The organism is Shewanella sp. K8 (genome assembly GCF_028823715.1).
Taxonomy (GTDB): Bacteria; Pseudomonadota; Gammaproteobacteria; order Enterobacterales; family Shewanellaceae; genus Shewanella; species Shewanella algae.
The window spans coordinates 26,412-51,876 of sequence record NZ_JAPEHY010000037.1 but is presented as its reverse complement, the minus strand read 5'-3'; the positions used below and the strand labels follow the sequence as shown (position 1 = coordinate 51,876).

Below are 25,465 nucleotides of genomic sequence, written 5' to 3'. Positions count from 1 at the left end.
ATGGGCACTCTTCGGGCTGAGCCCCGACTTGACGATCACCACCTCCATAGGAGGTAGTTTTGGGGTGACAATAAAAAAACCGCCCTGAGGCGGTTTTTTGCAAGCTGAGTCTATTACAGACCTGCGTCGGCGCGCAGAGCTTCAGCCTTGTTGGTTTGCTCCCATGGGAACTCATCACGGCCGAAGTGACCGTAAGCGGCGGTGCCTTGATAGATGGGACGCGCCAGATCCAGCATCTCGGTCAGGCCGTATGGGCGCAGATCGAAGTGCTGACGAACCAATTGGATCAGCAGCTCTTGCGAGACTTTGCCGGTACCGAAGGTTTCCACACTGATGGAAGTCGGTTCGGCCACACCAATGGCGTAAGACACCTGGATTTCACAGCGATCCGCCAGACCGGCAGCCACTATGTTCTTGGCAACGTAACGGGCAGCGTAAGCGGCGCTACGGTCAACCTTGGATGGGTCTTTACCTGAGAAGGCGCCACCACCGTGACGGGCCATGCCGCCGTAGGTATCAACGATGATCTTGCGACCGGTCAAACCACAGTCACCCATGGGACCACCGATAACGAAACGGCCGGTTGGGTTGATGAAGTACTTGGTGTCCTTATTCAGCCACTGGGCAGGCAATACCGGCTTGATGATGGTTTCCATCACGCCTTCCACCAGATCCGCCTGACTGACGCTACCGCAATGCTGGGTAGAAAGTACCACGGCATCGATACCGACAATCTTGTTGTCTTCGTAGGCGAAAGTCACCTGAGACTTGGCATCGGGACGCAGCCAAGGCAGAGCACCGCTCTTGCGTACTTCTGACTGGCGCTTAACCAACTGGTGAGCATAAGTGATAGGAGCCGGCATCAGCACGTCAGTCTCATTGCTGGCGTAACCGAACATCAGACCCTGGTCACCGGCACCCTGTTCTTTGGGATCGGCACGGTCCACACCCTGGTTGATATCGGGGGACTGCTTACCGATGGCGTTCAGTACCGCACAGCTGTCGGCATCGAAGCCCATATCTGAGTGGGTATAACCTATTTCGCGAACGGTTTTACGGGTCAGTTCTTCAATATCGACCCAGGCAGAGGTGGTGACTTCACCGGCTACCAGTACCATACCTGTCTTGACCAGGGTTTCACAGGCTACACGGGCCTTGGGATCCTGAGCCAGAATCGCGTCGAGTACCGCATCAGAAATCTGATCGGCGATTTTATCTGGATGTCCTTCTGAGACCGACTCAGAGGTAAACAAGTGTTTTGCCATAATTCGGAAAATCTCGTCTGTGGAATTCAAACGTGTAGAAGCATCTACATCTAGACGGCCATTTTAGTAGAATTCGACTTGGATGACACCCCTTGTCGCAAATATTTGTGCGCCATGGCGCAGGAATCGGCTCAAATGACTCAAATCTTTTTTTACTGTTTTCAGCTATTTTGCTGAAATTTATCAGATTCATCTGTATCTGAATCTAGACTTTTCCTCTGGCAATTCAGCCTTGGCATTTGCGTTGAAAGCGATCAGCGGACAGGCAAGTTGACAGCTTTGTGAGCGGCAGGCTTCGCAAATGAGGCGCAAATGTAAACACAAAGCAAAGCCTGGGCTGCTTTTGGCGCCGTGGGTGGGCGAATTTTATTTGCGTCCTTCTGCCCGGTAGGGGAAAATATGGCTCCATTTTGCCCAAGACCTCTAAGATCAAGCAGGAGAGAGCATGTCTTCCCGTAAAGAACTCGCTAACGCTATCCGTGTTTTAAGTATGGACGCTGTCCAAAAGGCCAATTCCGGCCACCCCGGTGCTCCCATGGGGATGGCAGATATCGCCGAAGTCCTGTGGCGGGATCACCTCAAACACAACCCTGTGAACCCTCAATGGGCTGACCGCGACCGCTTTGTGCTGTCAAACGGCCATGGTTCCATGCTGCATTACTCACTGCTGCATCTGGCGGGTTATGATCTGGGCATTGAAGATCTCAAGCAGTTCCGGCAACTGCACTCACGTACTCCGGGCCACCCTGAATATGGTTATGCTCCCGGCATCGAAACCACCACAGGGCCTCTGGGCCAAGGCATCACCAATGCCGTAGGTATGGCGATTGCGGAAAAGACTCTGGCGGCTCAGTTTAACCGTGACGGTCACGATGTTGTCGATCACCATACTTATGTCTTCATGGGTGACGGCTGTCTGATGGAAGGTATCTCCCACGAAGCCTGCTCTCTGGCCGGTACTCTGGGTCTTGGCAAACTGATCGCCTTCTGGGACGACAACGGTATCTCCATCGACGGTCATGTTGAAGGCTGGTTCAGTGATGATACCCCCAAGCGCTTTGAAGCCTACGGCTGGCACGTGGTTGCCGGTGTCGACGGTCACGATCCGCAAGCTATCAACGCTGCCATCGACGCCGCCAAGGCCGATCCGCGTCCATCGCTGATCTGCTGCAAGACCATCATAGGTTACGGTTCTCCCAACAAGTCAGGTTCTCACGACTGCCACGGTGCGCCGCTGGGTGATGCTGAAATCGCCGCCGCCCGTGAATTCCTGGGCTGGAAGCACGACCCATTCGTGATCCCATCTGAAATCTATGCCGCCTGGGATGCCAAGGAAGCCGGTAAGGCCGCTGAAAACAGCTGGAACGACAAGTTCGCCGCCTATGAAGCCGCTCACCCTGCGATGGCCGCCGAGCTCAAGCGTCGCCTCAACGGTGAACTGCCAGCCAACTTTGACGCCGATGCCAAAGCCTATATAGAGCAGCTGCAGGCCAATCCTGCCAATATCGCTTCCCGTAAAGCCTCGCAAAATGCCCTGGAAGCCTTCGGTAAAATGCTGCCGGAATTCTTAGGGGGAAGTGCCGACCTGGCGCCTTCCAACCTGACCATGTACTCAGGTTCCAAGCCTATTTCGGCCGAAGAGGCCAGTGGCAACTACCTGCACTATGGTGTGCGTGAGTTTGGTATGACCGCCATCATCAACGGTATTGCCCTGCACGGCGGGTTTGTACCTTACGGCGCCACCTTCCTGATGTTTATGGAATACGCCCGTAACGCCATGCGCATGGCTGCGCTGATGAAGGTGCAGAACATTCAGGTCTATACACACGATTCCATCGGTCTGGGTGAAGACGGCCCGACTCACCAACCGGTTGAGCAGATTGCCTCGTTGCGTATGACTCCCAACATGAGCACCTGGCGCCCATGTGACCAGGTAGAATCTGCCATTGCCTGGAAGTACGCCATAGAGCGCAAAGACGGCCCAACTTCACTTATCTTCTCGCGTCAGAACCTGACCCAGATGCCACGCAGCGCCGAGCAACTGAGCGATGTGGCCAAGGGCGGTTATGTGCTGGTGGATTGCGAAGGCGCGCCTGAGCTGATCATCATTGCCACCGGCAGCGAAGTTGAGTTGGCGGTTAAGGCACAGGCTGAGCTGGCTGCTACTGGCGCCAAGGTGCGTGTGGTTTCTATGCCATCTACCGACGTATTTGACCAACAGGACGCGGCTTATAAAGAAGCCGTACTGCCAGCCAATGTCACAAAACGACTGGCAGTGGAAGCGGGCATAGCCGATTACTGGTATAAATATGTGGGCCTGAACGGTCGCATTATTGGCATGACCAGCTTCGGTGAGTCAGCGCCTGCCAATCAGTTGTTTGAGATGTTCGGTTTCACTGTAGATAAAGTGGTTGAAGCCGGTAAGGCTCTGCTCGCCTGAGCCGCGCCTGCCTGATTGGAAATGACTGTGCGGCAACCAGGCAATGGAATGCCGCACAGGAAGTGCAACGGCCTGTCAGGAAGACAGGCCGTTACCCAATCAGCATCCCTCATTAGAGGAACAGGATCTCCATGATCAGAGTCGCAATCAATGGTTATGGCCGCATCGGCCGCTCAATTCTCCGTGCCTTATACGAATCGGGTAAAAGGCAGCAAATTCAGATCGTTGCCATCAATGAACTGGCCAAGCCCGAGGCCATAGTCCACCTCACCAACTATGACACCACCCATGGTCGCTTCCATAGCCGCGCGAGTCTTGCAGACGGCATGATGCAACTGGGGGACGATAGCATCAGACTGTTGGCAGAGCCGGAGGCAGACAAACTGCCCTGGGGCGAGCTGGATATCGACTTGGTGTTCGAAGCCACAGGCGCCCTGTCTGATAGACAGAGCTGCGAGGCTCATATCCAGGCCGGTACCCGCCAGGTATTGATAAGTCATCCCTCTTCGGCGGATGTTGACGCCACCATAGTCTATGGTGTCAACCAGGAACTGTTGGCCGCCGAACACACTGTGGTGTCCAACGCATCCTGTACCACCAACTGTATTGTCCCTGTTATCGATGTGCTGGATCGGCACTTTGGGGTCAAGAGCGGCGCTATTACCACTATCCACTCGGCGATGAATGATCAACAGGTGATAGATGCCTATCACGACGATCTGCGCCGAACCCGCGCCGCCGGGCAATCGATCATTCCTGTCGACACTAAGCTGGCCCGCGGCATAGAGCGTATCCTGCCGCAGATGAAGGATAAGTTTGAGGCCATTTCAGTGCGGGTGCCCACTATTAATGTCACCGCCATAGATGTGTCTGTGACTCTCAATGACAGAGTGGATATTGCCAAGGTAAACCAGGTGCTGGAACAGGCGACCCATGGCCGGCTTGAGGGCATTCTGGGCTATACTGATGAGCCTCTGGTATCATGCGATTTTAATCATGATCCGCGTTCCAGCGTGGTCGACGGCACCCAGACCCGGGTCAGTGATGGCCAACTGGTGAAGCTGTTGCTTTGGTGCGACAACGAATGGGGCTTTGCCAACCGTATGTTGGATACGGCGCTGGCGATGATCAAGGCCCGCAGCGCCTGAGAGGCTGCAACAGATTATTCCAGGGTGGCAGGGAAGGCGCCGCCCTTAGTGAAACAGATTTGTTTTTGATTAAGAAGGAAGCGTAAAAATGGCAATTATCAAGATGTCAGAGCTGGATCTTCAGGGCAAGCGTGTGCTTATCCGTGAAGATCTCAACGTGCCTGTGGCCGATGGCGTGGTCACCAGCGACGCGCGTCTGCGGGCTTCGCTGCCCACTATCAAGTTGGCACTGGAAAAAGGGGCTGCCGTGATGGTGATGTCCCACCTGGGACGACCAACCGAAGGCGAATACAATGAGGAGTTTTCCCTCAAGCCTGTGGTGGATTATCTGGCCAAGGCGCTGAACTGCCCGGTACGTCTGGAAAAAGACTATCTGGATGGCGTCGAAGTTGCCCAAGGTGAAGTCGTGGTGTTTGAAAACGTCCGCTTCAACAAGGGTGAGAAGAAAAACGACGAGGCTCTTTCCAAGCAACTGGCAGCCCTGTGTGATGTCTATGTGATGGATGCCTTTGGTACCGCTCACCGCGCCCAGGCCTCGACTCATGGTGTCGGCATGTTTGCCCCGATAGCCTGCGCCGGCCCATTGCTGGCGGCTGAGCTGGATGCCCTGGGTAAGGCGATGGATAACCCGGCGCGTCCCTTGGTGGCGATTGTCGGTGGCTCCAAAGTGTCGACCAAGCTGACAGTGCTTGAATCTCTGTCCGGCATAGTGGATCAACTGGTAGTGGGTGGTGGTATCGCCAACACCTTTATTGCCGCCGCCGGCCATCCTGTGGGCAAGTCGCTCTATGAAGCTGACCTTATCGATGAAGCCAAGCGCCTGGTGGCCAATGCCCAGAGCCGTGGCGGCGATATCCCTGTGCCTACCGATGTGGTGGTTGGCAAGGAGTTCAGCCCTGCAGCCGTGGCTACCTTGAAGCCAGTGGCCGAGGTTGCCGACGATGAGATGATCTTCGACATAGGCCCGGATAGCGCCGAAGCCCTGGCAGCTATCTTGCAACAAGCCGGTACCATAGTCTGGAACGGCCCGGTTGGGGTATTCGAGTTCGACCAGTTCGGCGAAGGTACCAAGCGTATCGCCCAGGCGATCGCCGAGTCACCGGCCTTCTCCATCGCAGGTGGCGGTGATACTCTGGCCGCCGTGGACAAATATGGCATTGCCGACAAGGTGTCATACATCTCTACCGGTGGCGGTGCCTTCCTCGAGTTCCTCGAAGGTAAAGAGTTGCCGGCTGTGGCCATGCTCAAGGCCCGCGGTAACTGAGCAAAATCAAAAGAATTATAAAGAAACCGCTCCCGGCTTTGCCGGGAGCATCAAGTTAAATCCAAGCGATAGCGACCTCGGTGAAGCAATTCACCCTATTATTGGAGTAAAAAAATGGCCCTTATTTCCCTACGCCAACTGCTGGACCACGCCGCCGAACATGGATACGGCGTCCCGGCGTTCAACGTTAACAACCTGGAGCAGATGCGAGCCATCATGCAGGCCGCCGAAGCCACTGACAGCCCTGTGATTGTGCAGGCTTCAGCCGGTGCCCGTAAGTATGCCCGTCCTCAGTTCCTCAAGTATCTGATGGCGGCTGCCCTCGAGCAGTATCCGGATATCCCTGTGTGTATTCACCAGGACCACGGTACTCACCCTGACGTGTGTCAGCGTTCCATCCAGCTCGGCATGAGCTCTGTGATGATGGACGGTTCCTTGATGTCTGACGGCAAGACTCCTGCCTCTTATGAGTACAACGTCGATGTTACCCGCAAGACAGTGGCCTTCGCCCACGCCTGTGGTGTTTCTGTTGAAGGTGAAATCGGCTGTCTGGGTAGTCTGGAAACCGGCATGGCCGGCGAAGAAGACGGTATCGGCGCCGAAGGTACCCTGAGCCACGAGCAGATGCTGACCAGCCCGGAAGAAGCCGCCCGCTTCGTGGCCGACACTCATGTGGATGCCCTGGCCATTGCCATAGGTACCAGCCACGGTGCTTACAAGTTCAGCCGCAAGCCTACCGGCGATGTGCTCCGTATCGACCGCATCAAAGAGATCCACGCCCGTATCCCCAACACTCATCTGGTAATGCACGGCTCTTCTTCTGTACCTCAGGAGTGGCTGCAGATCATCAACCAGTATGGTGGCGCCATCCCTGAAACTTACGGCGTGCCGCTGGAAGAGATTGTTGAAGGCATCAAGCACGGTGTACGTAAGGTTAACATCGACACAGATTTGCGCCTGGCATCTACCGGTGCGGTACGTAAGTTCCTGGCTGAAAACCCAGCTGAGTTTGACCCACGCAAATTCCTCAAGGCCTCCATGGAAGCCATGGCCGACATCTGTACCGTTCGCTACGAAGCCTTCGGTTGTGCCGGTATGGGCTCCAAGATCAAGCCGCTGTCGTTGCAGGCCATGTACAAGCGTTATCAAACCGGCGAACTGGATCCACAGATCAACCTGTAATCCCGTTCTCTGTATTGAAAGCCCGCATTCGCGGGCTTTTTTACGTCCCGTTTCCGGCGTTTAAAGCAGAGATAGCAGCAGCGCCGTCAGGTAGAGTCCAAGGCCAAAAACCGTATGGGCCAACAGACTTCTGCATCTGGCTGTCCAGGGGGCCGGGGTACGTCTGGCCGCAAGGCCGGCACCCAGTCCCGGCTGCAGAATAAGAAAGGGCGCCAATACACTGATAATGCCAAGCAGCAGCGCCGGCATGATCTTCGGTGCTTGCAGCCATTGCGAACCGCAGATCGCCAGCAAGATGGCGGCAAAGATGATGCCTATCAGATAATGCGCTCCCCAGCCAAGCCAGGCTTCGCCCTTGATGGCAGCCGAGGCGCCGATAGGGCTGTGGATCAGTTTTCCCTTGGGTAAATGACCTATCCAGCGACCGACCATGGGATAGCTCAGTGAGGGGATCCCCAACAGCATTTTTTGCGCCAAGGCCCAAATATCCATTACCAGAGTTGCACCGACACCTAAAAGCAGCGCATTGAGCCAAAAGGGAAATTCCTGCATCTATCTTACTCCTTGTCGTATTTTGTCCATCCGGGCTGGGCGGTTGTCGCCCCTGATGGATGATGATAATCTATCATTCAATAAATTAATTGAATGATTGTTTGGTGAAGAAAAAATGTCAAGCGACAATCTGACCGAGACACAGGGGCAGCAGCTCGATAGTCACTACCGGGAACTGGCGGATATTGCCAAGGTACTCTCTCATGGCCACAGGTTAAGGCTGCTGGAGCAGATAGCGCAGGGGGAATGGCCGGTCGAGCGTTTGGCCCAGCAGTGCGGTCTGACTCTGGCCAACTGCTCCCAACACCTGCAGCAACTGAAACGCGCAGGCATGGTGGACAGTCGCCGTGAAGGCAAACAGGTACTCTATTCTCTGGCCGATGGTCCCTTGTTGGTGCTGCTGCAGAGCCTGGCGCAGCTGGCCGATTTTCAGCGTTCCCGGGTTAATCAACTGGTGGCGCGCCATAAGCCGGAGCCGGGCAGCGGTGAAGGGGTTTCCCGGGAGGCGTTGTTGGCGCGGCTTGAAAGTGGTGATGTATTGCTGCTGGATGTGCGTCCCGAAGAGGAGTTTTTACTCGGCCATCTGCCGGGGGCTCTCAACCTGCCATTGCCTCTGTTGGAAGCGGAACTGGCACGTCTGCCCAAGCACACAGAGATAGTGGCCTATTGCCGAGGCCCTTATTGCGCCCTGTCGGATGAGGCGGTGGCCTTGCTGCAGGCACAGGGCTTTAATGCCAAGCGACTCAATGCCGGTTTCCCCGACTGGAAGGCGGCCGGCTTGGTGGTGGAAGTCTGACTTGGACAGCTGAACCTATCACAAAACGCCTTTTATCAGCTTGGCCAGGCTGGCTATCGATTGCTCCAACTTTGGCCCACCAGGCAGTGAGGCATTGATGCGAAAACAGTGGCTGAACTCCCGGTGCGCCGAGAACATCTGTCCCGGCGCCAGGCTTATTCCTTGCGAGAGCGCCTGGCGATAGAGCTCTGTGGTGTCCCGCCCCTCGGGTAACTCTACCCAGAGAAAATAGCCGCCATCGCCATAATGCACTCTGACACTGTCGGGTAAGCGGTTCTTCAATGCCTGCCAGGTGGCGAATTTTCGTTGCTCCAGGGTGCGCCTCAATTGTCGCAGGTGGGTCTCATAACTGCGGGTCGACAGGTAGTGGGCCAGCGCCAATTGCACCGGGGTGCTGGTGGCCAGGGTGCTCATCAGTTGCAGTTTTTGAATACTGAGCGCCATCTTGCCGGCGGCCACCCAACCGACGCGAAAACCGCCCACCAGAGACTTGGAGAAGGAGCCGCAGTGCAGGGTTCTGTTGTCCGGGTCGAAGGCCTTGGCCGGCAGGGGCTTCTCCTTGCCGAAATAGAGTTCACTGTAGACATCGTCTTCAATCAAAAAGCAGTCGTGTTCCTGCAAGAGTTTCAGCAAACGACGCTTCTTGTCATCGCTCATACTGCAGCCCAAGGGATTTTGAAAGTTGGTCATCAACCAGCAGGCCTTGACCCTGTGAGTTTGCAGCGCCTGGGCCAGAGACTGTAGATCTATCCCTTCCTGGGGATGGGTGCGGATGGCGAGCGCCTTGAGACCGAGGCGCTCCAGCGACTGCAGGGCGCCGTAAAAGGCGGGGTTTTCTATCACCACCCAATCCCCGGGACGGGTAACCGCCTGCAGGCTCAGGTTTAATGCCTCCAGTGCCCCCGCGGTGATCACTATTTCATCCGGCGAGATGCTCATTCCCTGCGCCGCGTAGCGTTGGGCTAAGATATGCCTGAGCGCCGGGTTCCCGGGAGGCAGATTGTCCAGAGCGCTGGCGGAATCCAGGGGCTTGGCGCTTGAAATCAAGGCCCGGTTCAACTGTTTGTGGGGCGACAGCCCGGGATCCGGATAGGCGGAGCCAAACCCCGTGATCCCCGGATCGCGACTGGCCTGCAACACCTCAAAGATAAAGGCGTTGATATCCACCGACTCGGCGCGGGTCACAGCACTGGACTGATGCAGACCTTGGGGCTTGGGGGCAGCCACTTTCGGGGCGACAAAGTAACCTGAACGGGGGCGGGAAACTATCCAGCCCTGGCTTTCCAACACCTGATAGGCATGCATCACTGTCATCAAACTCATCTGGCTCTGCTGAGTCTGCTCCCTGAGTGAAGGTAAGCGGTCACCCACCTGCCAGACACCGCTTTGTATCTGTTGCCTCAATTGCTGGATAAGGGTTTCATATTTGGCCATGGTTTACTCTGCTTTATTGCCTGCACCCAGCATAACAATTATTCAATCTGTTATATATAAAATCTTATTTTCTGTATCTATTATAGTTTTGTCTCAGTCCTTAAGATGCCAGCCAGGTTTATTGACCCTTTGAGGTGGTTCATGTTTGGACTGGATGCACTCGAAATGGCACGCATACAGTTTGCCTTCACAGTTTCTTTTCACATTATCTTCCCGGCCATCACCATTGGCCTGGCAAGTTATCTCGCGGTACTGGAAGGGCTTTGGCTCAAAAAGCGTAATCCGGTATACAAGCAGCTGTATCATTTTTGGTCCAAGGTATTTGCGGTCAACTTTGGTATGGGGGTGGTTTCCGGCTTGGTGATGGCTTACCAGTTCGGCACCAACTGGAGCGGCTTTTCCGAGTTTGCCGGCAGTATTACCGGCCCTCTGCTGACCTATGAAGTGTTGACCGCCTTCTTCCTCGAAGCCGGATTTCTGGGGGTGATGTTGTTTGGCTGGAAAAAAGTCGGCGATCAGCTGCACTTCTTCTCCACCTGCATGGTCGCCCTCGGCACCATAATGTCCATGTTCTGGATCTTGGCCTCCAACAGCTGGATGCACACGCCCCAGGGCTTTGTCATTGAAGCCGGTCAAGTGGTACCGACAGACTGGTTGGCGGTTATCTTCAACCCTTCCTTTATTCCGCGTCTTTCGCATATGGCGGTGGCTGCCTTTATCTGCTGCGCCTTGATGGTGGCGGCATCGGGCGCCTGGCACCTGCTTAAAGGCAACGACAACCCGGCGGTGCGCAAGATGTTCTCCATGGCGCTGTGGATGATCCTCGCCTGTGCACCTTTGCAGGCCTTGCTTGGGGATATTCACGGGCTCAATACCCTGGAGCATCAGCCGGCCAAAGTCGCCGCCATGGAAGGGCACTGGGACAACAGCTCGGGGGAGCCGACACCGCTGATCCTGTTTGGCTGGCCCAATATGGAGACAGAAACCACTGACTATGCCCTCAAGATCCCGGCGCTGGCCAGTTTGATCCTGATGCACGACAGCCAGGCCCAGGTGCCAGCGCTGAAGGAGTTTGCCGTGGAAGACAGGCCCAATGTCCCTATCGTCTTCTGGTCATTTCGGGTCATGGTCGGACTGGGCATGCTGATGCTGCTGCTCGGTGTCGTCAGCCTTTGGCTCAGACGCAGTGGTGGCCTGTACCAGAGCCGCTGGTTTCTGCGCTTCAGTCTGTTCATGGGACCATCGGGACTCATAGCGCTGTTGGCCGGTTGGATAACCACGGAAGTGGGGCGGCAACCCTGGATCATTCACGGGGTAATGCGCACCCGGGATGCGGTCTCCGCCCATGGCGAGCTGCATATGAGCCTGAGCCTGCTGGGGTTCTTTGTGGTCTACAGCCTGGTGTTTGGTTTGGGGTATCTCTATCTGCTCAATCTTATCCGTCAGGGGCCCAAGGTCGAGGAAGTCTTATCCGAAAGCCCTGCGTTGGTCGGGCGAATTTCACTGTTTCACAGCGACGAGCTGCATAAGGAGAGCTGAGTATGGGCATTGATCTGGCTGTTATCTGGTTTGTGATTATTATTTTCGCCACCTTGATGTACATAGTCATGGATGGTTTCGACCTGGGAGTGGGGATACTGCTGCCCTTGGTTGGAGACAGGCATGACAAAGATATCATGGTGAACTCAGTGGCACCTGTGTGGGACGGCAATGAAACCTGGCTGGTACTGGGCGGGGCTGCGCTGTTCGGCGCCTTTCCGCTGGCTTATGCGGTGATTATCGATGCCTTGGCGATTCCGCTGACCTTTATGCTGGTGGCGCTTATCTTTCGAGGCTTGGCGTTTGAGTTTCGCTTCAAGGCGTTTGAAGGCCACAGAAAAGCCTGGGACAGGGCATTTGCCATCGGCTCTGTGGCAGCGACCTTCTTCCAGGGGGTGGTGCTGGGGGCTGTGATATCCGGTTTCCCTGTCATAGATCGCAGCTTTGCCGGCTCGCAGCTCGACTGGTTGGCGCCTTTCCCGCTTTTATGCGGTGTCGGGCTGGTGGTCGCTTACGGACTCCTTGGCAGCAGCTGGCTAATCATGAAGACCCAGGGGCATCTGCAGCAACAGATGTTTCTGCTGAGCCGCTCTTTGCTCATAGGCTTGCTGGTGGCAATAGTGCTGGTCAGTATCTGGACGCCTTTGGCACATCCCCAAATCGCCGAGCGTTGGTTTTCACTGCCGAACCTGATTTTCCTCTCACCCGTGCCTTTATTGACGGCACTACTGGGATGGAATCTGTACCTGGGCCTGCAAAGGCAAGATACTTACCAACCCTTTGTGATGACGCTGCTCTTGGTGTTACTGGGGTTCTGCGGTCTTGGGATCAGCATCTGGCCCTATATTATTCCACCGGGTATCAGCATCTGGCAGGCTTCGGCACCACCCCAGAGCCAAGGCTTCATGTTGGTGGGGGCTCTGTTTATTATCCCCATTATTCTGGTTTATACCTGCTGGACCTATTATGTGTTCCGCGGCAAGGTGAGCGCCGATGAAGCCTATCATTGACGCTTTGAGGGGCCGGGCCATCCGGCTGCTGGCCCCGGCTAAGAATTGGCTCGATAGCCGTCCAGGCTGTTGGATGCTGCTGCTTTGGTGCTTGAGTGTTCTTTCTTTGCTGAGTGTCTCTTCGCTGTTGCGACTGCTGATGTCTGCGGCCGGGTTGAAGGCCTGATAGCCTTGTCTCTGTCAGACAAAACGGTTACCGGTGTCGGAAATCAGGTTTTTTCAGCTGCAAAATGCGAGCTGTTTCGTATTTTTCGCCATAGATGTTAAGATGGCGCCCGTTTTTTTAGGGGATTGCTTTGAACGGAGATGCACAAGAATGAAAAAACTGCTTAGCGCTGCAGCCATTCTGCTGGTCGCACCATTTGCTCACGCTGGGGCTGACTTTGTCGAAGGTGATAAAACATTTGCCGGTGAGGCGGAGTTGGGGGCAACCCTGACCACAGGTAACACTGAAACCTCTTCGGTGAAGGCTCGCCTGGCGATGAAACACGAACTGGGCAACTGGGAAAACCAGTACCTGCTCGAAGGTCTGTACAAGGAAGATTCTGAAGAAGTTACTGCCAAGCGTTATTTTGGTGGTGTTCAGGGCAACTACCGTCTGGATGAGCGCAGCTATCTGTTTGCCAACACCAGCTACGAAGCCGATCCCTTCACTGGTTACGATTACAAGTTCAACAGTGCGGCCGGTTACGGCTACCGTGTATTCCAGGGCAGCAAAAGCTTCCTGGATGCCGAGATAGGTCCTGGTTACCAGTATCAGCGTCTGGACAGTGAGCAAAGCGCCATTCTGGGCTATAACTCTGACGCCAGCTGGGTCGCTCACGGAGTGATCAACTATGAGCTTGAGATCAGCAAGACCTCCAAGTTCCGCCAGATGTTTATTGCCGATTATGGCGACAAGCTCGACGCCCGCTCCGAGACTTCGCTGACCGCCAACATCATCGGCGCCCTGGCAATGAAGTTTGCCGTGATTGTGCGTTATAACAGCGATCCGCTGGACGACAAAAAGAGCACTGACACTGAAACCAATATGACACTGCTGTATTCTTTCTAAAAAAGCCGTGACATAAAAAGTGTGAACCAGATAAAAGCGCCTGCGGGCGCTTTTGTGATCTATGGTGTTTTTTTACCAGTCTTTTTCAATTCTTCTGCTGCGGTCTGCCACTTAGAGCCGGGTCTTGCTCACTTAAATTGCAGAAATTTGCGTTTTATCAAGATTCGCTTTCCATTCTCTGTGCTAGGTTTTAGTTAATTTCCTACCAAGAGAAGAAAGAGATGAAGTTAATGCGTTTGCATGGGGGCTGCGCAGCCTTAGGGGGAATTTTGTCAGGACTGTTTTCGCCTGTGGTCCTGGCTAGCACGGAAGCCACAAATAACCTGAGTCTGACAGACTCAACCGTGGGGTATCTGGCTCTGACTCTGTTTGCCATCGCCTATTTACTGGTGATGGGGGAGGAGAAGCTGCACCTGAGAAAGTCCAAGCCTGTGTTGGTCGCTGCCGGTCTCATCTGGGGCATGATAGGTTATGTCTATACCCAGAATGGTATGTCGGAAGTGGCCGAAGCCGCCTTCAAACATAACCTGCTCGAATATGCCGAGTTGTTGCTGTTTTTGCTGGTGGCCATGACCTATATCAACGCCATGGAAGAACGTAAGTTGTTCGACGCCTTGCGTTGTTGGATGGTCAGCAAGGGCTTCAGTTTATACCAGATATTTTGGCTTACCGGTTTACTGGCCTTCTTTATTTCGCCCATCGCCGACAACCTGACCACTGCGCTGCTGATGTGCGCCGTGGTGATGAAAATGGGCGCCGATAATCGCCGTTTTATCACCCTGTCGTGCATCAACATAGTGGTGGCGGCCAACGCCGGTGGCGCCTTCAGCCCCTTTGGGGACATCACCACTCTGATGGTGTGGCAAAAGGGTATGGTGCACTTTTCCGAGTTCTTCAAGCTGTTCCTGCCATCACTGGTGAATTTCCTGGTGCCGGCGGTGATCATGAGCCTGTTTATTTCCAGGGAAAAATCTGATGCCCTGGTTGAAAAGGTTTACACCAAGACAGGCGCCAAGCGGATAGTGCTGCTGTTCCTGTTCACCATAGCCATGGCTGTGTGTACCCATTCACTGCTGGGTCTGCCGCCTGTGCTTGGCATGATGACAGGCCTTGGACTGCTGCAGTGTTTTGGCTTCTACCTGAGGAAGAATTTCCCCAAAGCGCTGGCAAGAGCGCAGGAGAAGGCGCGCCTGATGCAGGATGAAAAGCGTCTGGAGCAACTGGGTAACGTGGTGCCTTTCGATGTATTCAGCCGTATTGCCAGAGCCGAATGGGACACTTTGCTGTTCTTCTATGGTGTGGTGCTGTGTGTCGGCGGTTTGGGCTTTATGGGCTATTTGAGCATGGTATCCCATGCCATGTACACCCAGTGGGATCCCACCTATGCCAACGTCGCCATTGGGGTGCTGTCCTCTATCATAGACAACATTCCAGTGATGTTTGCCGTACTGACAATGAACCCGGATATGGCGTTGGGACAATGGCTGTTGGTAACCCTGACCGCCGGGGTTGGGGGGAGTTTGTTGTCCATCGGCAGTGCCGCCGGGGTGGCGCTGATGGGGCAGGCGAGAGGGGTATACACCTTTGGGGCTCACCTCAGGTGGACACCCGTGATCGCCCTGGGTTACGTAGCCAGCATTCTGGTGCACCTCTGGATTAACAGTTCTACATTCTAGATAAGAATGTATCATATTGTTAATTAACAAAATTTTAATTGTGGGAAAAGTCTGAGAGACGGTTCACGCTTCTTGTCAAAAGCCTAAAAACACCCATACAGATCACTCTGGATGGGTGTTTTTTTCCCTTATACTGCCGCCATTCATTTGCTGCTGAGCCACGCCATGCAGATAGGTTGCTATTGGTTTGATGCCGATACCGGCACGCTCAAACATACTGGATCCGGGATGAGCTGGACACTGTCTGAAACAGAGCAGTGTGTGCTGAATATTTTGTTGGCTCACAGGGGGCAGGTGGTATCCAGAATGCAACTGCTGCAGGAGGCCGCCATTCCCGCCAATCAAGGGCATTTATTGGAGCAGGCGGTGGCCAGGATCCGCCAATACCTGGGACCCGAGCACAGCGACCTCTTGGAATCCGTAGACAGGCAAGGTTTTTTGCTGCACAGCAAGACTCGAGGCCGCAGGCCCATCTCTTTGTCCCCCAAGGGACAAACGCCCTGGCGTCACTATTGTTGGATGTTACTGCTGAGCGCACTGGCATTGTTTTTTTTGTCATCCAGGGTTGGGCCACTGCGCTATCTGGAAACGCCGGATGAGGTGATTAAACTCGTACACCCTTCGGGCAGTACTACCTTTTTGCGTCTCTACGGCGACCCCAAGGCATTGGCCGCATTGAAAGATTTGACTCAAGGCATTGAAGACTGGCTGACACGCTGCCCCGATAGTTGGCGCACTATTTCCATCTCCCTCAGCGATGACAACAAGGTGTTGAGTATGGTGGTCAAGGGAGAAGGCGACCAAGGCGAGTACCTCAAGGCTTATAAGTTGACCATGGCCCAGATGAACGCCTGCGCCCCCGAATATACCTGGCTGAGGGAGGCACTGCGCTGTGACTGAATCGACTCTGCGGCGGCGGTTACGCCAAAACCGGATCTGGATACTGTTGCTGTTATTACTGCTCTTGTTTGCTGCCGGCATTCTCTGGGCCGATACCCTGATTTCCAAACGTCTTAGCCCTAATTTCAACTGTGAAGCGAGTTTGATCCGTCCCGGCATGGCTGTGGATCAGGCCAACACTGAAAAACTCAGGCTCAGGATAGCCACAGAAAATGGTCATGCCAGACTGCGGGTGAGCTATCGTCACGACTCTGAGCCTTGGGCCAGCATCGAACTGACAGGGAGCATCAAAGGGGTTGAGCCTGGCTCCCTGAGCTATTTGATAAGCCTGGAGCAGCGACAGGAAAAGCTGCAAGTGGATGAAGCAGAGTTGCCACCATATCTGCTGGCGATGCGGGACAGTATCAATAAGGCGTTGGCTCAGCCAGGCAAACTGGATCTCAGGCTGCATGTACTTGAGATGGATATTCTGGCCGACTATGCACTTATCCAGGTGACGCCTGGAGATCACCTCTGGGCCTGTCGTATGAGTGAGTTTGAGGAGGATAAGGCCCAAGAGCCGCTGCTCTCCCTGATCAGCGGCTTATTTGATGGGGCAGTTTTCGGGGGTTAGTTCGCACCTTCCCCTGTGGTGGGAGAGTAGAGTGTCAGCTCATTGCTGATCTCTGTGCCAAACACCTCTATGGCCACCTTATAACGGCTGACGGCACCGCTGGCGGCATTGGCATCCCAATCCAGCCCTGATGGACTGAAGCTGTAGCTGCCGGCACTGTCCAGAGCCTGTAGCGGTTCAGCGCACTCGGTCGCCGGATCGCAGCTGTAACCATAGGTCACATGCCAGCGTTTCCAGGCTTTGGGCTTGGTGGAAGCCTGCTCTTCTGCCGGATAACCAAAGTAGGTGATCCGGTACTTGGCGGCATTGGTGAGCGCCTTGCCTTCGGCGTTTTGCAGGGCAAAGGTGACCTGGCCTGAGTCGGGATCGAAGCTATTGAGGGCCAACTCAATACTGCTTGCCTCGGCAATATCCTGGCTGGGTTTCTCCACCGGCGGCGGGGTGATCTCGCCACCACCATTACTGTTGTCATCATCGCTGCCACAGCCTCCCAAGATCAGGGCCGAGCCGAGCAGCAGGCTCAGATAGCTGATTTTCATCGGATAATCCTCAGTTAAAGTGCCCGGTATGACAGGTGGTACATTCCATATCTGTCTTGACGCTGGCGGCCGGTCCCATGGTGCTGCTGGAGCCATGACAGCTCTGGCAACTCTGGGCTTCGGTGCTGGGTTTGCTCTCCGGCAGGGCGGCCAAGTCTTCGCCCTTGTGGGCTCGGTTCAGGAGCTCCACCAGATGATAGGCAATGGAGGCCGACAAACGATAGCAGCGTTCGCCTTTTTCGGAGAAGGTCTTGCCTGAGGCCTTGGACCAGTTACTGATGGAGGAGTGGCACAGCACGCTGTTGGCAACCGAGGACTTGACCACCAGGGCGGTCTTTTCGGCGGTGGAGCCAATACCGGCAACGAACTCATCGCTGGACAAAGGCAGTTCGGTATTCTCGTAGTAGCGGAACAGGGCGCCGATGACGGCGGCATTTTGGCCATTGATGTCATCGAGAATATTGACCAACATACCTACCGCATTGAGGTTACCGCAAAGCGTGCCCTGGCCGGTGACCCCGGCAAAACCATAACCGGCCAGCGCCGTTGGAATAGTGGCAAACTTATCGGCATCGACACTGGCGGACTGCGCCAGCATGGTCACAGTAGCGTGAAATACCTGATGCATACAGCCACCGCCGGTTTCATAAGCGAGTTTGGCGGTCGCCATGGGATCCAATGGGGCATATTTGAGTTTTTCCCCCAGTTCCAGGCGGTAGTTTCCTGACTCATCCGTGGCTGCAAAGGCACAAGTGGCCGTGAGGCCGGCTCCGGCTGCTGCGGCGCTAATTCCAATGATCTGGCCGAGGGCCTGACGTCTGTTAATGCTCATATTTATCACCCTTTGTTGTCTTTGTTTTTCCCGACCTGGTCGGTTGTCTTCAGCTTAGGGGGATGCCTGATGAAGGTTGTGATTCAGCGCGCATGAATCCTGAGTTGGCCGAAAACGGATTTTTGACATGCAAAGACGATTGACGGCTTGCATCTTGATACCCATTGAGGATTAGCATTTGATATGGGTCACTTTATTTGTTGCATTCATGTTGATTAATGGCGTCTTCATGGCTTTTTCCCTCAGTCTTCAGTGGCTTCAACCCTGGGTACTGGTTCACAAAATGCCACTTGCTTCCCTCTTGGTCGGCGCCTCGCCTGAGTTGGATCACTTTTTAAACTTTTTCCTGTGTCAGGGTTAAGAGGATCACAGTAGTGATTAGATTTCTTGCATAGACTCATAACCATATAAAACAGGAGGAATATAATGCAGATAGGCGACTGCTGGTTTGATGAAGCCAGCGGTGAGTTACAACACAGGGGCCGGGGGGATAGCTGGCATCTTCCCCGGGCGGAGTTACAGGTACTGAAACTCCTGCTCGCCAATCAGGGGCGTTTGGTTTCCCGTATCGAGTTGCGCGCCGGTGATGACAATCATCCCCCTTTGAGCGATTCGTCCGTAGCCCGTGCTGTCTGTATGTTGCGTGCCTTTCTGGGGCCCGAATATGAGTCTTTGATTGAAACGGTCAAGGGGCAGGGGTATCTGCTGCGCTCATCTGTGGCCCGTAAACCTGCAGGAGTGCTGGAGTCCAGGTTGAATGCAGGTCCCAAACAACTGCTGGTAGGCTTGGTGCTGATATTCATGCTCGGCCTCAGTATCTTCTATCTGTATCGCTTGCCCAGAGTGGCGCCCACCATTCCGCTGAACAAGCAGGAATTGACCTTGCTTTCGGGTCAGAGAATGGAGCTGTTTTTCTATTCCAACTCCCGCACCAACAACCAGTTGTTGACCGAGCAGGGTAAGGTGTTGGCCTCGGCATTAGCCCAGTGCAAGAGCAGCCCCTGGCGCAAGTTATATGTATCGCTGTCCCATGATAAGCAGGTGCTTAACCTCACCTTGAGAGGCGAGTATCTGGGACAATCCGTGGTGCGTAATCTCAAGATCAGCGATGGCCGTCAGGTGAAGGCATTTGTGAGCGTACCTTGGCTCAAGGAGGTTGATCTCTGTGGCTAGACGTTGGCTTTGGATGATAAATCTGCTGATCCTGATCTTTCTGCTCGGCTGTTTGCTGGTGATCTATCGTTTCAGCCAGACAGCGCCCGCTTTGGCGCTTAACTGCAGCTCCGAGCTCTACGACCGGCAGTTGAACGAGGGCGAAGATGCGCAGCACTACCTGCTGCTGGATCTGCAGACCAAAGGCAAGCGAGCCCTGGTCAACTATCGTTACTTCAACATGGATGGCACCCCCGCCGGCAGTATCTTGATGCAGGGGCAACTGGCTTCGGAAGAAGCCGGCCGTTATCAAATTCTGGTCACGGACAAACAGGAACTTTCCGGCAAGGGTGCAAGACCCGCCCACATGCAATATCTCTCCTATATTTCCAGTTTCAACCTCAGCAACGAAGGCCTGCATCATTTGGCACTGGAGATCCTCGATGCCGATGAAGCCAAAGACTATGCTATTGTGTTATTCCAACCGAGCAACACAGTATGTGGCTGTCGCCTGATCCACTGACCGCTGAATTTTTGCTGACGATTTCACCATTTCCACTCAGTTAACGCCGGTGCGCTATCCCATTCCCGTGTTGCTTGGGCTATAGTCAGGATCTTTCATCAATTCATTGATAGTGTTCCATTATTGTGTCCAAACTACGTATCAAGCAGGAAGAAAATCTATCCATCAAGTTCAGCCATCTGATGGATGTCGGGGAGCAGCGCAAGCTGGATCTCTACTTTTCCCTGCCCAAGGAGATGGGCATAGGGCCGCAGAGCCTGAATGAAGAGGAATACTACTTCAGCGCCATTCTCGGTCGGCGTTCCTACTACTCGGATGGCCTGCATCTGCCCTTGGTGCAATCCAGGTTTGTGAGTCAGAAGAAGCGTACCGTTGAAGAGTTTCGCCTCTATCTGAACCTGTTTGCCTACCAGTTTGTGGTGGCGATGGAGAACGATGCCAAAGAGATTTCGCGGCAATCCGAGCCGGAAAACTTCTATCCCTTGCTGGAGGAGTTAACCGAGCAGACAGCGATTTTGCTGAAGAAGTTTCGCCGCAACGAGCCGGCCGATGCCAAATGGAAGCACTATTTCGAGAATGCCGATAACTACCTGTCCTGGTTCTGTGAACAGCAACTGCTGAAACTGCTGGCCCATGGCCCCAGAAACAGCGACTTCAGCCATATCTCGGACAAGGTGATCACCCTCTGCCGGGTGGAGAATAACTATCGGGCGGAGCGGCACTACAATTCGGCGCAGACCCTGCAGGATCCCAACCGCATTGCCAACAAGATGTTGCTGCTCAGAAGGCTTATTCAGCAAGGGGTGGTACTCAAAGAGGAAATCAAACCTCTGGGCACAGGGCTCAAGAAGCTGACCACAGGATTGGCTACGGCCCTGGTAATGTTGGTGGTGTCGGCGCTGATCATCAAGGCCCAGGGGGTATTCAGCGGTGTGACCCTGGTATTGGTGCTGGTACTGGCGCTGATTTACGGTGCGCGGGAGATCTTTAAAGACGATGTACGCAATGCCCTTTGGCGTTATATCCAGCGGGGACGACCGCGCTGGAGCCGGATATTGAGAGACACCACCAACCAAAAGTTCATTGCCAAGCAGCTGGTTTGGCTTGAATTTATGCGCAGCCAGGATCTTCCCAAAGATGTCAAAGAGATCCTCAGGCGGCGCCACAGCCAAAATAAGGTCGATGCCGAAATTCTTCACTATGGCATTCAGACCAAGGTGGCAGATACCGAGTTTCTTTCCGGTTACAACACGTTGCAGGAACAGGTGGTGTTCAGCTTAGTACCCTTTGCCCGCTATCTGGAGCGCGGCAAGGCCAAAATTTACACCGAAACCGATGGCAGGATCAGCAATGAGTCGGTGGAGCGGCGTTATCAGATAAACCTGGTGGCTGTGCTCAAAGAGGGCAAGCAGGCGCCGCGCTATGCCAGATACAAGATCACCATGAACCGTTCACAGATAGTGGATGTCAGCCCCAGTGATATTCCGGATTCACTGCCGGGAATTGAGGACCTGCCCTATGATTCAGAGGTCAAGGCCAGTGGAGAGTCCAGACGCAGCAAGGAAGAGCGCGCCGAATCCAAGACTATGGCGGAAGAGGAACATCAGGCTAATCTGGCGGCCGTGACTCAGGCCGCCGATCTTCTGTCTGAGCTGCAACCCGGCGGGAAGGAAGATAAAACCATCTCCTCCCGGGCAAGCGAGCCTAAAAACGGTGAAGGCAGTCAACCCTGACGGCCTTCACCGTGAAACTGCTCAGGAACGTCCCACAGAGGAAAAGGCCAATCCCAGCCCCAGGCTGACCAAAACGCCGCCTATGGCGCGTTCAACCCAGTGGCGACAACGGGCCACGGAGCGACGGGCAGCTTGCGAGGAAAACAATAAAGCCACCAATGAAAACCACACCAGGTGGGCGGCTGACATAAAGGCGCCATAACCTATTTGGGTCAGAGTGCTGGTCTGGGGATCGATAACCTGGGTAAAGAGTGCTACCACAAACAATGTCGTCTTGGGATTGAGGGCATTGGTCAGAAACCCACTCTTGAGTGCCGCCCAATCGGAAATCACTTCCTGGGTCTGCAATTCAGATGCTTCAACCGCCTTGCTTCTGAGCATGGTGATGCCGAGATAGATCAGATAAGCCGCACCGGCAAACTTGATCAGGCTGAACAGCCACAGTGACTGGGAGATCAGCAGTCCGATACCGGCAATGGAGTAGAGCACATGTACCCATACGCCCAGTGATATACCGGCACCCGTCATCAGACCGGCCCGGCGTCCGAGTACCATACTATTGCGGGATACCATGGCAAAATCAGCCCCAGGGCTGATAACGGCCAACATAGTGATACAGGCGACGGCGAAGAGTTCTAGCATGATGTCTCCTGAAACGAGTGATGAGTATGGTTGCCTATTTCCCGGGGGGATTGGGGGCAGGGCCAACAAGCCGCTTAGTTTAGCAATAAACCAATCAGGAATCGCACTAAAGATTATGTGGCTTGTTCAGCGTTGAAGTGACGCTTTGAGCGCGGCGATTTGTGCACGGCTGAGCTCTCTAAACTCCCCTTCAGCAAGCCTATCAAGTGTTAACTCCATTATCCGGGTACGGCAGAGATCTGTGACTCTGTAGCCCAAATGCCGACACATACGGCGAATTTGCCGCTTCTTGCCCTGAGTCAGAATGATTTCAAAACTGTTTGCCGAAATTGGCGTGACTTGTGATGCCCGCACCTGACCATACCCGTAATCCATTGGGTTTCTCAAGGCATGGATAAACGCGTCAGTAAATGCCCGCTCCAGAGTGACCCGGTAGTGTTTGCTGTGGCAAAAATCCGGATGCATCAGTTGCTGGGTCAGCTCGCCGTCGTTGCTGAGCAGCAACAGGCCGCGGGAGTCTTTATCCAGCCTTCCGGCCGGATACAGGCGTTTATCCTGGGGCAATAAATGCGATAGGCTGCTCGGGTCATCCTTGAGCAGGCGGCAATCTATCCCGACGGGTTTATTGAATAGCAGATAAGCGTAAGGTGTCGGGGCGGCGACGGGCTCGCCCAGATAAAACAACTTCTCAATACAATGGCGCTGCCCGGCGGCGAGGGTGACTCTGTCTGTGTGTTTGGCTGGCCTGTCACCCAGAAAAATCTCTCCGGCTTCGATGCGTCTGGCGGCTTCGCGTCTTGAGCACAGACCGGATTGCGCCAGATAGTGGGCAAGGCGCATTGTGGCTTGTCGGGTTGTTTTTGGCGCTGTCGCGTCAGCCCTATACGGTTTTTCAGTCATCAGTCGTTGAGCGGCTGCGACCAGTGCCACAGTCGATATACGGTGGCCGACAGGCTGAGGCCGGCAAACACAGTGGCAATGGAATGCAACCACATAAACCATACCGAAGGGCAGAGGGTTTGCACCGAACAAGAGGCATAGTTCATCGATGGCCATTGCAACTGGGATAACAGGCCGATGGCAGACATTATCCCCAGAAGGCTGAACAGGCACAGCGGCAGGTTACAGAGCGCTCTGTGGGAGACAAAGCAATAGCAGCAAAGGGTGAACATTACCAAGGTACTGGCAATAAAGAAGATAGCAGCCAGCTGGTGGGCAAAGAGTTCATTATAGGGGAAGACCCCCAGCGCCACTATCCCCAAGCCAACCGCTATGCCTGATCTTGACAACAAGCTGGCTGCCGCGCTGTGCTTTTGCCACCAGAGGCCACCCATGGCCAAGATGAAGCAGGCGCCGCCGAGCAGTAGCGAGATATTGTAGACATAGGCCAGCGGCGAGCTCAAGTAGTCGCCCAGTCTGTCCATGCGCATGCTGAAAATGGCGCTGCCCAAGTTGTCATAGGCGGCCCAGAAGGAGGAGGCCATGCCCAGTGCCGCTATGCTGACGCCCACCAGAGACATCATAAATGCCAGGCGCTGCGGATCTTGCTTATGGTATTGCTCGTACAGGGGCATGGAATGGCTCGTTTGAATACCTGCATTCAATAATAGTCGCCAAATGACGGCGACAAAAAAACCGGTCGCAGGGACCGGTTTGGTTATTGCGCCCGCTAGTTTAACTGCGGGGACGCAGTATCACAATCACCACGGCAACCAAGGCCAGGATCATGCAGTACCAGGTGTTGGCAACGGCTTCCAGGGGAGAGATCTTGAAGTGGGAAGCTATCAGCAATGCCTGGGCACCGTAGGGAATAAGCCCCTGAATGATACAGGCGAAAATATCCAGAATACTGGCGGCGCGTTTCGGGGCAACCCCATGTTTGGCTGCCAGATCTTTGGCGATATCGCCGCTGACCACAATAGAGACGGTATTGTTGGCCACACAGGAGTTGGTCAAAGCCACTATCCCCGCCATCCCCAGCTCGGCGGCGCGACAGGAGGCTTCACCCTTGGCGCGGGAGAAACGGGCTATCAGCTTCTCTATCTGCTGGCTGACAAAGCTCAGGCCACCTTGCTGCTGCATCAGGGCCGCCAGGCCACCAACCAGCATGGAGAGGATAAAGATCTCCTGCATATTGCCAAAGCCTTTGTAGATATCCTTACCGAAGGTCAGCAGCGAGTAATCTTGAGTGACAAACCCTGTTATCCCGGCCAGCAAAATGCCGATGGCCAGTACCACAAACACGTTCAGCCCGGCGACGGCCAGCACCAGAATACTCAAGTAAGGTAATACCTTAACAAAGTCGACCTCCTGTGGTGGCAGTTCGGCTTGACCGGAAGAGAGGAAACCGAACAGCAACAGGGTCACAATCGCCGCCGGAATGGCAAAGATCAGGTTTTCACGGAACTTGTCTCTCATTTCGCAGCCCTGGGTGCGGGTCGCGGCAATAGTGGTATCCGAGATAATAGACAGGTTGTCACCAAACAGGGCGCCTGACATCACAGAGCCCGCCATCAGTGGCAGTTCAATCCCTGCCTGATCGGCAACCCCGAGGGCGATAGGAGCCACGGCGGCAATCGTGCCCATGGAGGTGCCCATGGCGGTGGCGATAAAGGCGGCGATAATGAAAAAGCCGGGCAGCAGCAGATTGGCCGGGATCAGCTTAAGCCCCAAGGCAACTGTGGCATCAACCCCACCAGTGGCACTGGCCACGGCGGCAAAAGCACCGGCCAGTAGATAGATTAGGCACATGGCGATGATGTTGTTGTGGCCTATCCCCGCCATAAAGGTGTTCATGGTCTGGTTGAGCTTTTGCTTGGACAGCAAAATGGCCAGTACAATCGCCGGTAATATCGCTATCGGGCTCGGCAACTGATAGAAGGCAAAGTCTACCCCTTGGCTTTGGAAATAGACCCCGGCACCGATAAACAGCGCCAGAAACAGAAACAATGGCAGTAGTGCCACAAATGAGGCCGGAGCTTTAACGGCCGGAGAAGTGTTGTTCTGGGTCAAAATCTACTCTCTGTGAATCACGTTCGGCCGGGGATTCCCTCCGCAGCAGCCAAACTCGCTGAATTGCATTGTCTTAACGGCATCATCTCCTGACAAATTAGGCGAAAGAATAGGGGATAGCCAGTCGTCTGTCAATTTAGACGTCTAGATGTTTTTACT

Annotated in this window: 24 protein-coding genes; 15 read left to right on the top strand and 9 right to left on the bottom strand. The window is 54.5% G+C overall.

Annotated features, from left to right (window positions below):
- Window positions 1-113 precede the first annotated feature (113 nt).
- Entirely contained in the window at window positions 114-1,265 is a 1,152-nt protein-coding gene (gene metK, locus ON072_RS17610; RefSeq protein WP_107006086.1) for a methionine adenosyltransferase, read from the bottom strand.
- Between the two features lie 445 nt (window positions 1,266-1,710).
- On the opposite strand from metK, the gene tkt reads away from it, so the two are divergent.
- The 4 genes from tkt (at window position 1,711) to fba (ending at window position 7,299) form a co-directional block, all read left to right on the top strand.
- Window positions 1,711-3,705: a transketolase gene (tkt, locus tag ON072_RS17605; protein WP_261752931.1), complete on the top strand. Its 1,995-nt coding sequence runs from the start codon at window positions 1,711-1,713 to the stop codon at window positions 3,703-3,705.
- Between the two features lie 131 nt (window positions 3,706-3,836).
- A complete protein-coding gene (epd, locus tag ON072_RS17600; RefSeq protein WP_261752932.1) occupies window positions 3,837-4,853 on the top strand; it encodes an erythrose-4-phosphate dehydrogenase in 1,017 nt (338 codons plus the stop codon).
- Window positions 4,854-4,941: 88 nt separating this feature from the next.
- Window positions 4,942-6,117 (top strand): phosphoglycerate kinase, encoded by a 1,176-nt coding sequence (locus ON072_RS17595; RefSeq protein WP_025886944.1) that lies wholly within the window; start codon window positions 4,942-4,944, stop codon window positions 6,115-6,117.
- 114 nt (window positions 6,118-6,231) lie between these two features.
- Window positions 6,232-7,299, top strand: coding sequence for a class II fructose-bisphosphate aldolase (gene fba, locus ON072_RS17590; protein WP_025886945.1), 1,068 nt, complete (start codon window positions 6,232-6,234; stop codon window positions 7,297-7,299).
- A 60-nt stretch (window positions 7,300-7,359) separates the two neighbouring features.
- Here fba and ON072_RS17585 read toward each other — a convergent pair whose 3' ends face one another.
- Entirely contained in the window at window positions 7,360-7,851 is a 492-nt protein-coding gene (locus ON072_RS17585) for a DUF2938 domain-containing protein (protein WP_025010020.1), read from the bottom strand.
- Between the two features lie 115 nt (window positions 7,852-7,966).
- Between ON072_RS17585 and ON072_RS17580 the strand changes: the two genes are divergently transcribed.
- On the top strand, window positions 7,967-8,647 hold the full coding sequence (locus ON072_RS17580; RefSeq protein WP_167716790.1) for an ArsR/SmtB family transcription factor: 681 nt from the start codon (window positions 7,967-7,969) through the stop codon (window positions 8,645-8,647).
- An 18-nt stretch (window positions 8,648-8,665) separates the two neighbouring features.
- Here ON072_RS17580 and ON072_RS17575 read toward each other — a convergent pair whose 3' ends face one another.
- Entirely contained in the window at window positions 8,666-10,081 is a 1,416-nt protein-coding gene (locus ON072_RS17575; RefSeq protein ID WP_261752933.1) for an aminotransferase-like domain-containing protein, read from the bottom strand.
- Window positions 10,082-10,222: 141 nt separating this feature from the next.
- Between ON072_RS17575 and ON072_RS17570 the strand changes: the two genes are divergently transcribed.
- The 7 genes from ON072_RS17570 (at window position 10,223) to ON072_RS17540 (ending at window position 16,873) form a co-directional block, all read left to right on the top strand.
- Window positions 10,223-11,620, top strand: a complete 1,398-nt coding sequence (locus ON072_RS17570) for a cytochrome ubiquinol oxidase subunit I (RefSeq protein ID WP_261752934.1) — start codon at window positions 10,223-10,225, stop codon at window positions 11,618-11,620.
- 2 nt (window positions 11,621-11,622) lie between these two features.
- On the top strand, window positions 11,623-12,630 hold the full coding sequence (gene cydB / locus ON072_RS17565; RefSeq protein WP_025010023.1) for a cytochrome d ubiquinol oxidase subunit II: 1,008 nt from the start codon (window positions 11,623-11,625) through the stop codon (window positions 12,628-12,630).
- Window positions 12,614-12,796: a DUF2474 family protein gene (locus ON072_RS21100; RefSeq protein WP_037466649.1), complete on the top strand. Its 183-nt coding sequence runs from the start codon at window positions 12,614-12,616 to the stop codon at window positions 12,794-12,796. Before cydB ends, ON072_RS21100 begins: the two co-directional genes overlap by 17 nt.
- A 150-nt stretch (window positions 12,797-12,946) precedes the next feature.
- Window positions 12,947-13,684, top strand: coding sequence for a DUF481 domain-containing protein (locus tag ON072_RS17555; RefSeq protein WP_044733810.1), 738 nt, complete (start codon window positions 12,947-12,949; stop codon window positions 13,682-13,684).
- 221 nt (window positions 13,685-13,905) lie between these two features.
- On the top strand, window positions 13,906-15,360 hold the full coding sequence (gene nhaD, locus ON072_RS17550) for a sodium:proton antiporter NhaD (protein WP_025010025.1): 1,455 nt from the start codon (window positions 13,906-13,908) through the stop codon (window positions 15,358-15,360).
- Window positions 15,361-15,471: 111 nt separating this feature from the next.
- The gene (locus ON072_RS17545; RefSeq protein WP_096142336.1) at window positions 15,472-16,260 is read left to right on the top strand and encodes a winged helix-turn-helix domain-containing protein; all 789 of its coding nucleotides are present in this window, start codon (window positions 15,472-15,474) and stop codon (window positions 16,258-16,260) included.
- Entirely contained in the window at window positions 16,253-16,873 is a 621-nt protein-coding gene (locus ON072_RS17540) for a hypothetical protein (RefSeq protein WP_054744601.1), read from the top strand. The genes ON072_RS17545 and ON072_RS17540 overlap by 8 nt, the downstream gene beginning before the upstream one ends.
- Here the strand turns inward: ON072_RS17540 and ON072_RS17535 are convergent.
- On the bottom strand, window positions 16,870-17,412 hold the full coding sequence (locus ON072_RS17535; RefSeq protein ID WP_208128493.1) for a hypothetical protein: 543 nt from the start codon (window positions 17,410-17,412) through the stop codon (window positions 16,870-16,872). The two genes, ON072_RS17540 and ON072_RS17535, sit on opposite strands and share 4 nt — an antisense overlap.
- 10 nt (window positions 17,413-17,422) lie before the next feature.
- A complete protein-coding gene (locus tag ON072_RS17530; RefSeq protein WP_025886951.1) occupies window positions 17,423-18,244 on the bottom strand; it encodes a hypothetical protein in 822 nt (273 codons plus the stop codon).
- Between the two features lie 426 nt (window positions 18,245-18,670).
- Here ON072_RS17530 and ON072_RS17525 point away from each other — a divergent pair, with 426 nt between their 5' ends.
- The 3 genes from ON072_RS17525 to ON072_RS17515 all read left to right on the top strand — a co-directional run bounded on the left by ON072_RS17525 (window position 18,671) and on the right by ON072_RS17515 (window position 21,652).
- A complete protein-coding gene (locus ON072_RS17525) occupies window positions 18,671-19,417 on the top strand; it encodes a winged helix-turn-helix domain-containing protein (protein ID WP_109247568.1) in 747 nt (248 codons plus the stop codon).
- Window positions 19,410-19,919: a hypothetical protein gene (locus ON072_RS17520; RefSeq protein ID WP_025010031.1), complete on the top strand. Its 510-nt coding sequence runs from the start codon at window positions 19,410-19,412 to the stop codon at window positions 19,917-19,919. The genes ON072_RS17525 and ON072_RS17520 overlap by 8 nt, the downstream gene beginning before the upstream one ends.
- A gap of 125 nt (window positions 19,920-20,044) precedes the next feature.
- Window positions 20,045-21,652: a hypothetical protein gene (locus ON072_RS17515; protein WP_234503566.1), complete on the top strand. Its 1,608-nt coding sequence runs from the start codon at window positions 20,045-20,047 to the stop codon at window positions 21,650-21,652.
- 21 nt (window positions 21,653-21,673) lie between these two features.
- Here the strand turns inward: ON072_RS17515 and ON072_RS17510 are convergent, their stop codons facing one another.
- The 4 genes from ON072_RS17510 to ON072_RS17495 form a co-directional block, all read right to left on the bottom strand.
- Window positions 21,674-22,294 (bottom strand): LysE family translocator, encoded by a 621-nt coding sequence (locus ON072_RS17510; RefSeq protein WP_274626115.1) that lies wholly within the window; start codon window positions 22,292-22,294, stop codon window positions 21,674-21,676.
- 126 nt (window positions 22,295-22,420) lie between these two features.
- Complete coding sequence (locus ON072_RS17505; RefSeq protein ID WP_144380052.1) at window positions 22,421-23,134, bottom strand: RNA pseudouridine synthase; 714 nt, start codon at window positions 23,132-23,134, stop codon at window positions 22,421-22,423.
- A gap of 59 nt (window positions 23,135-23,193) precedes the next feature.
- Window positions 23,194-23,868 (bottom strand): hypothetical protein, encoded by a 675-nt coding sequence (locus ON072_RS17500; RefSeq protein WP_025010033.1) that lies wholly within the window; start codon window positions 23,866-23,868, stop codon window positions 23,194-23,196.
- A 100-nt stretch (window positions 23,869-23,968) separates the two neighbouring features.
- Window positions 23,969-25,306 (bottom strand): Na+/H+ antiporter NhaC family protein, encoded by a 1,338-nt coding sequence (locus ON072_RS17495; protein ID WP_028780176.1) that lies wholly within the window; start codon window positions 25,304-25,306, stop codon window positions 23,969-23,971.
- Between the last annotated feature and the right edge of the window lie 159 nt (window positions 25,307-25,465).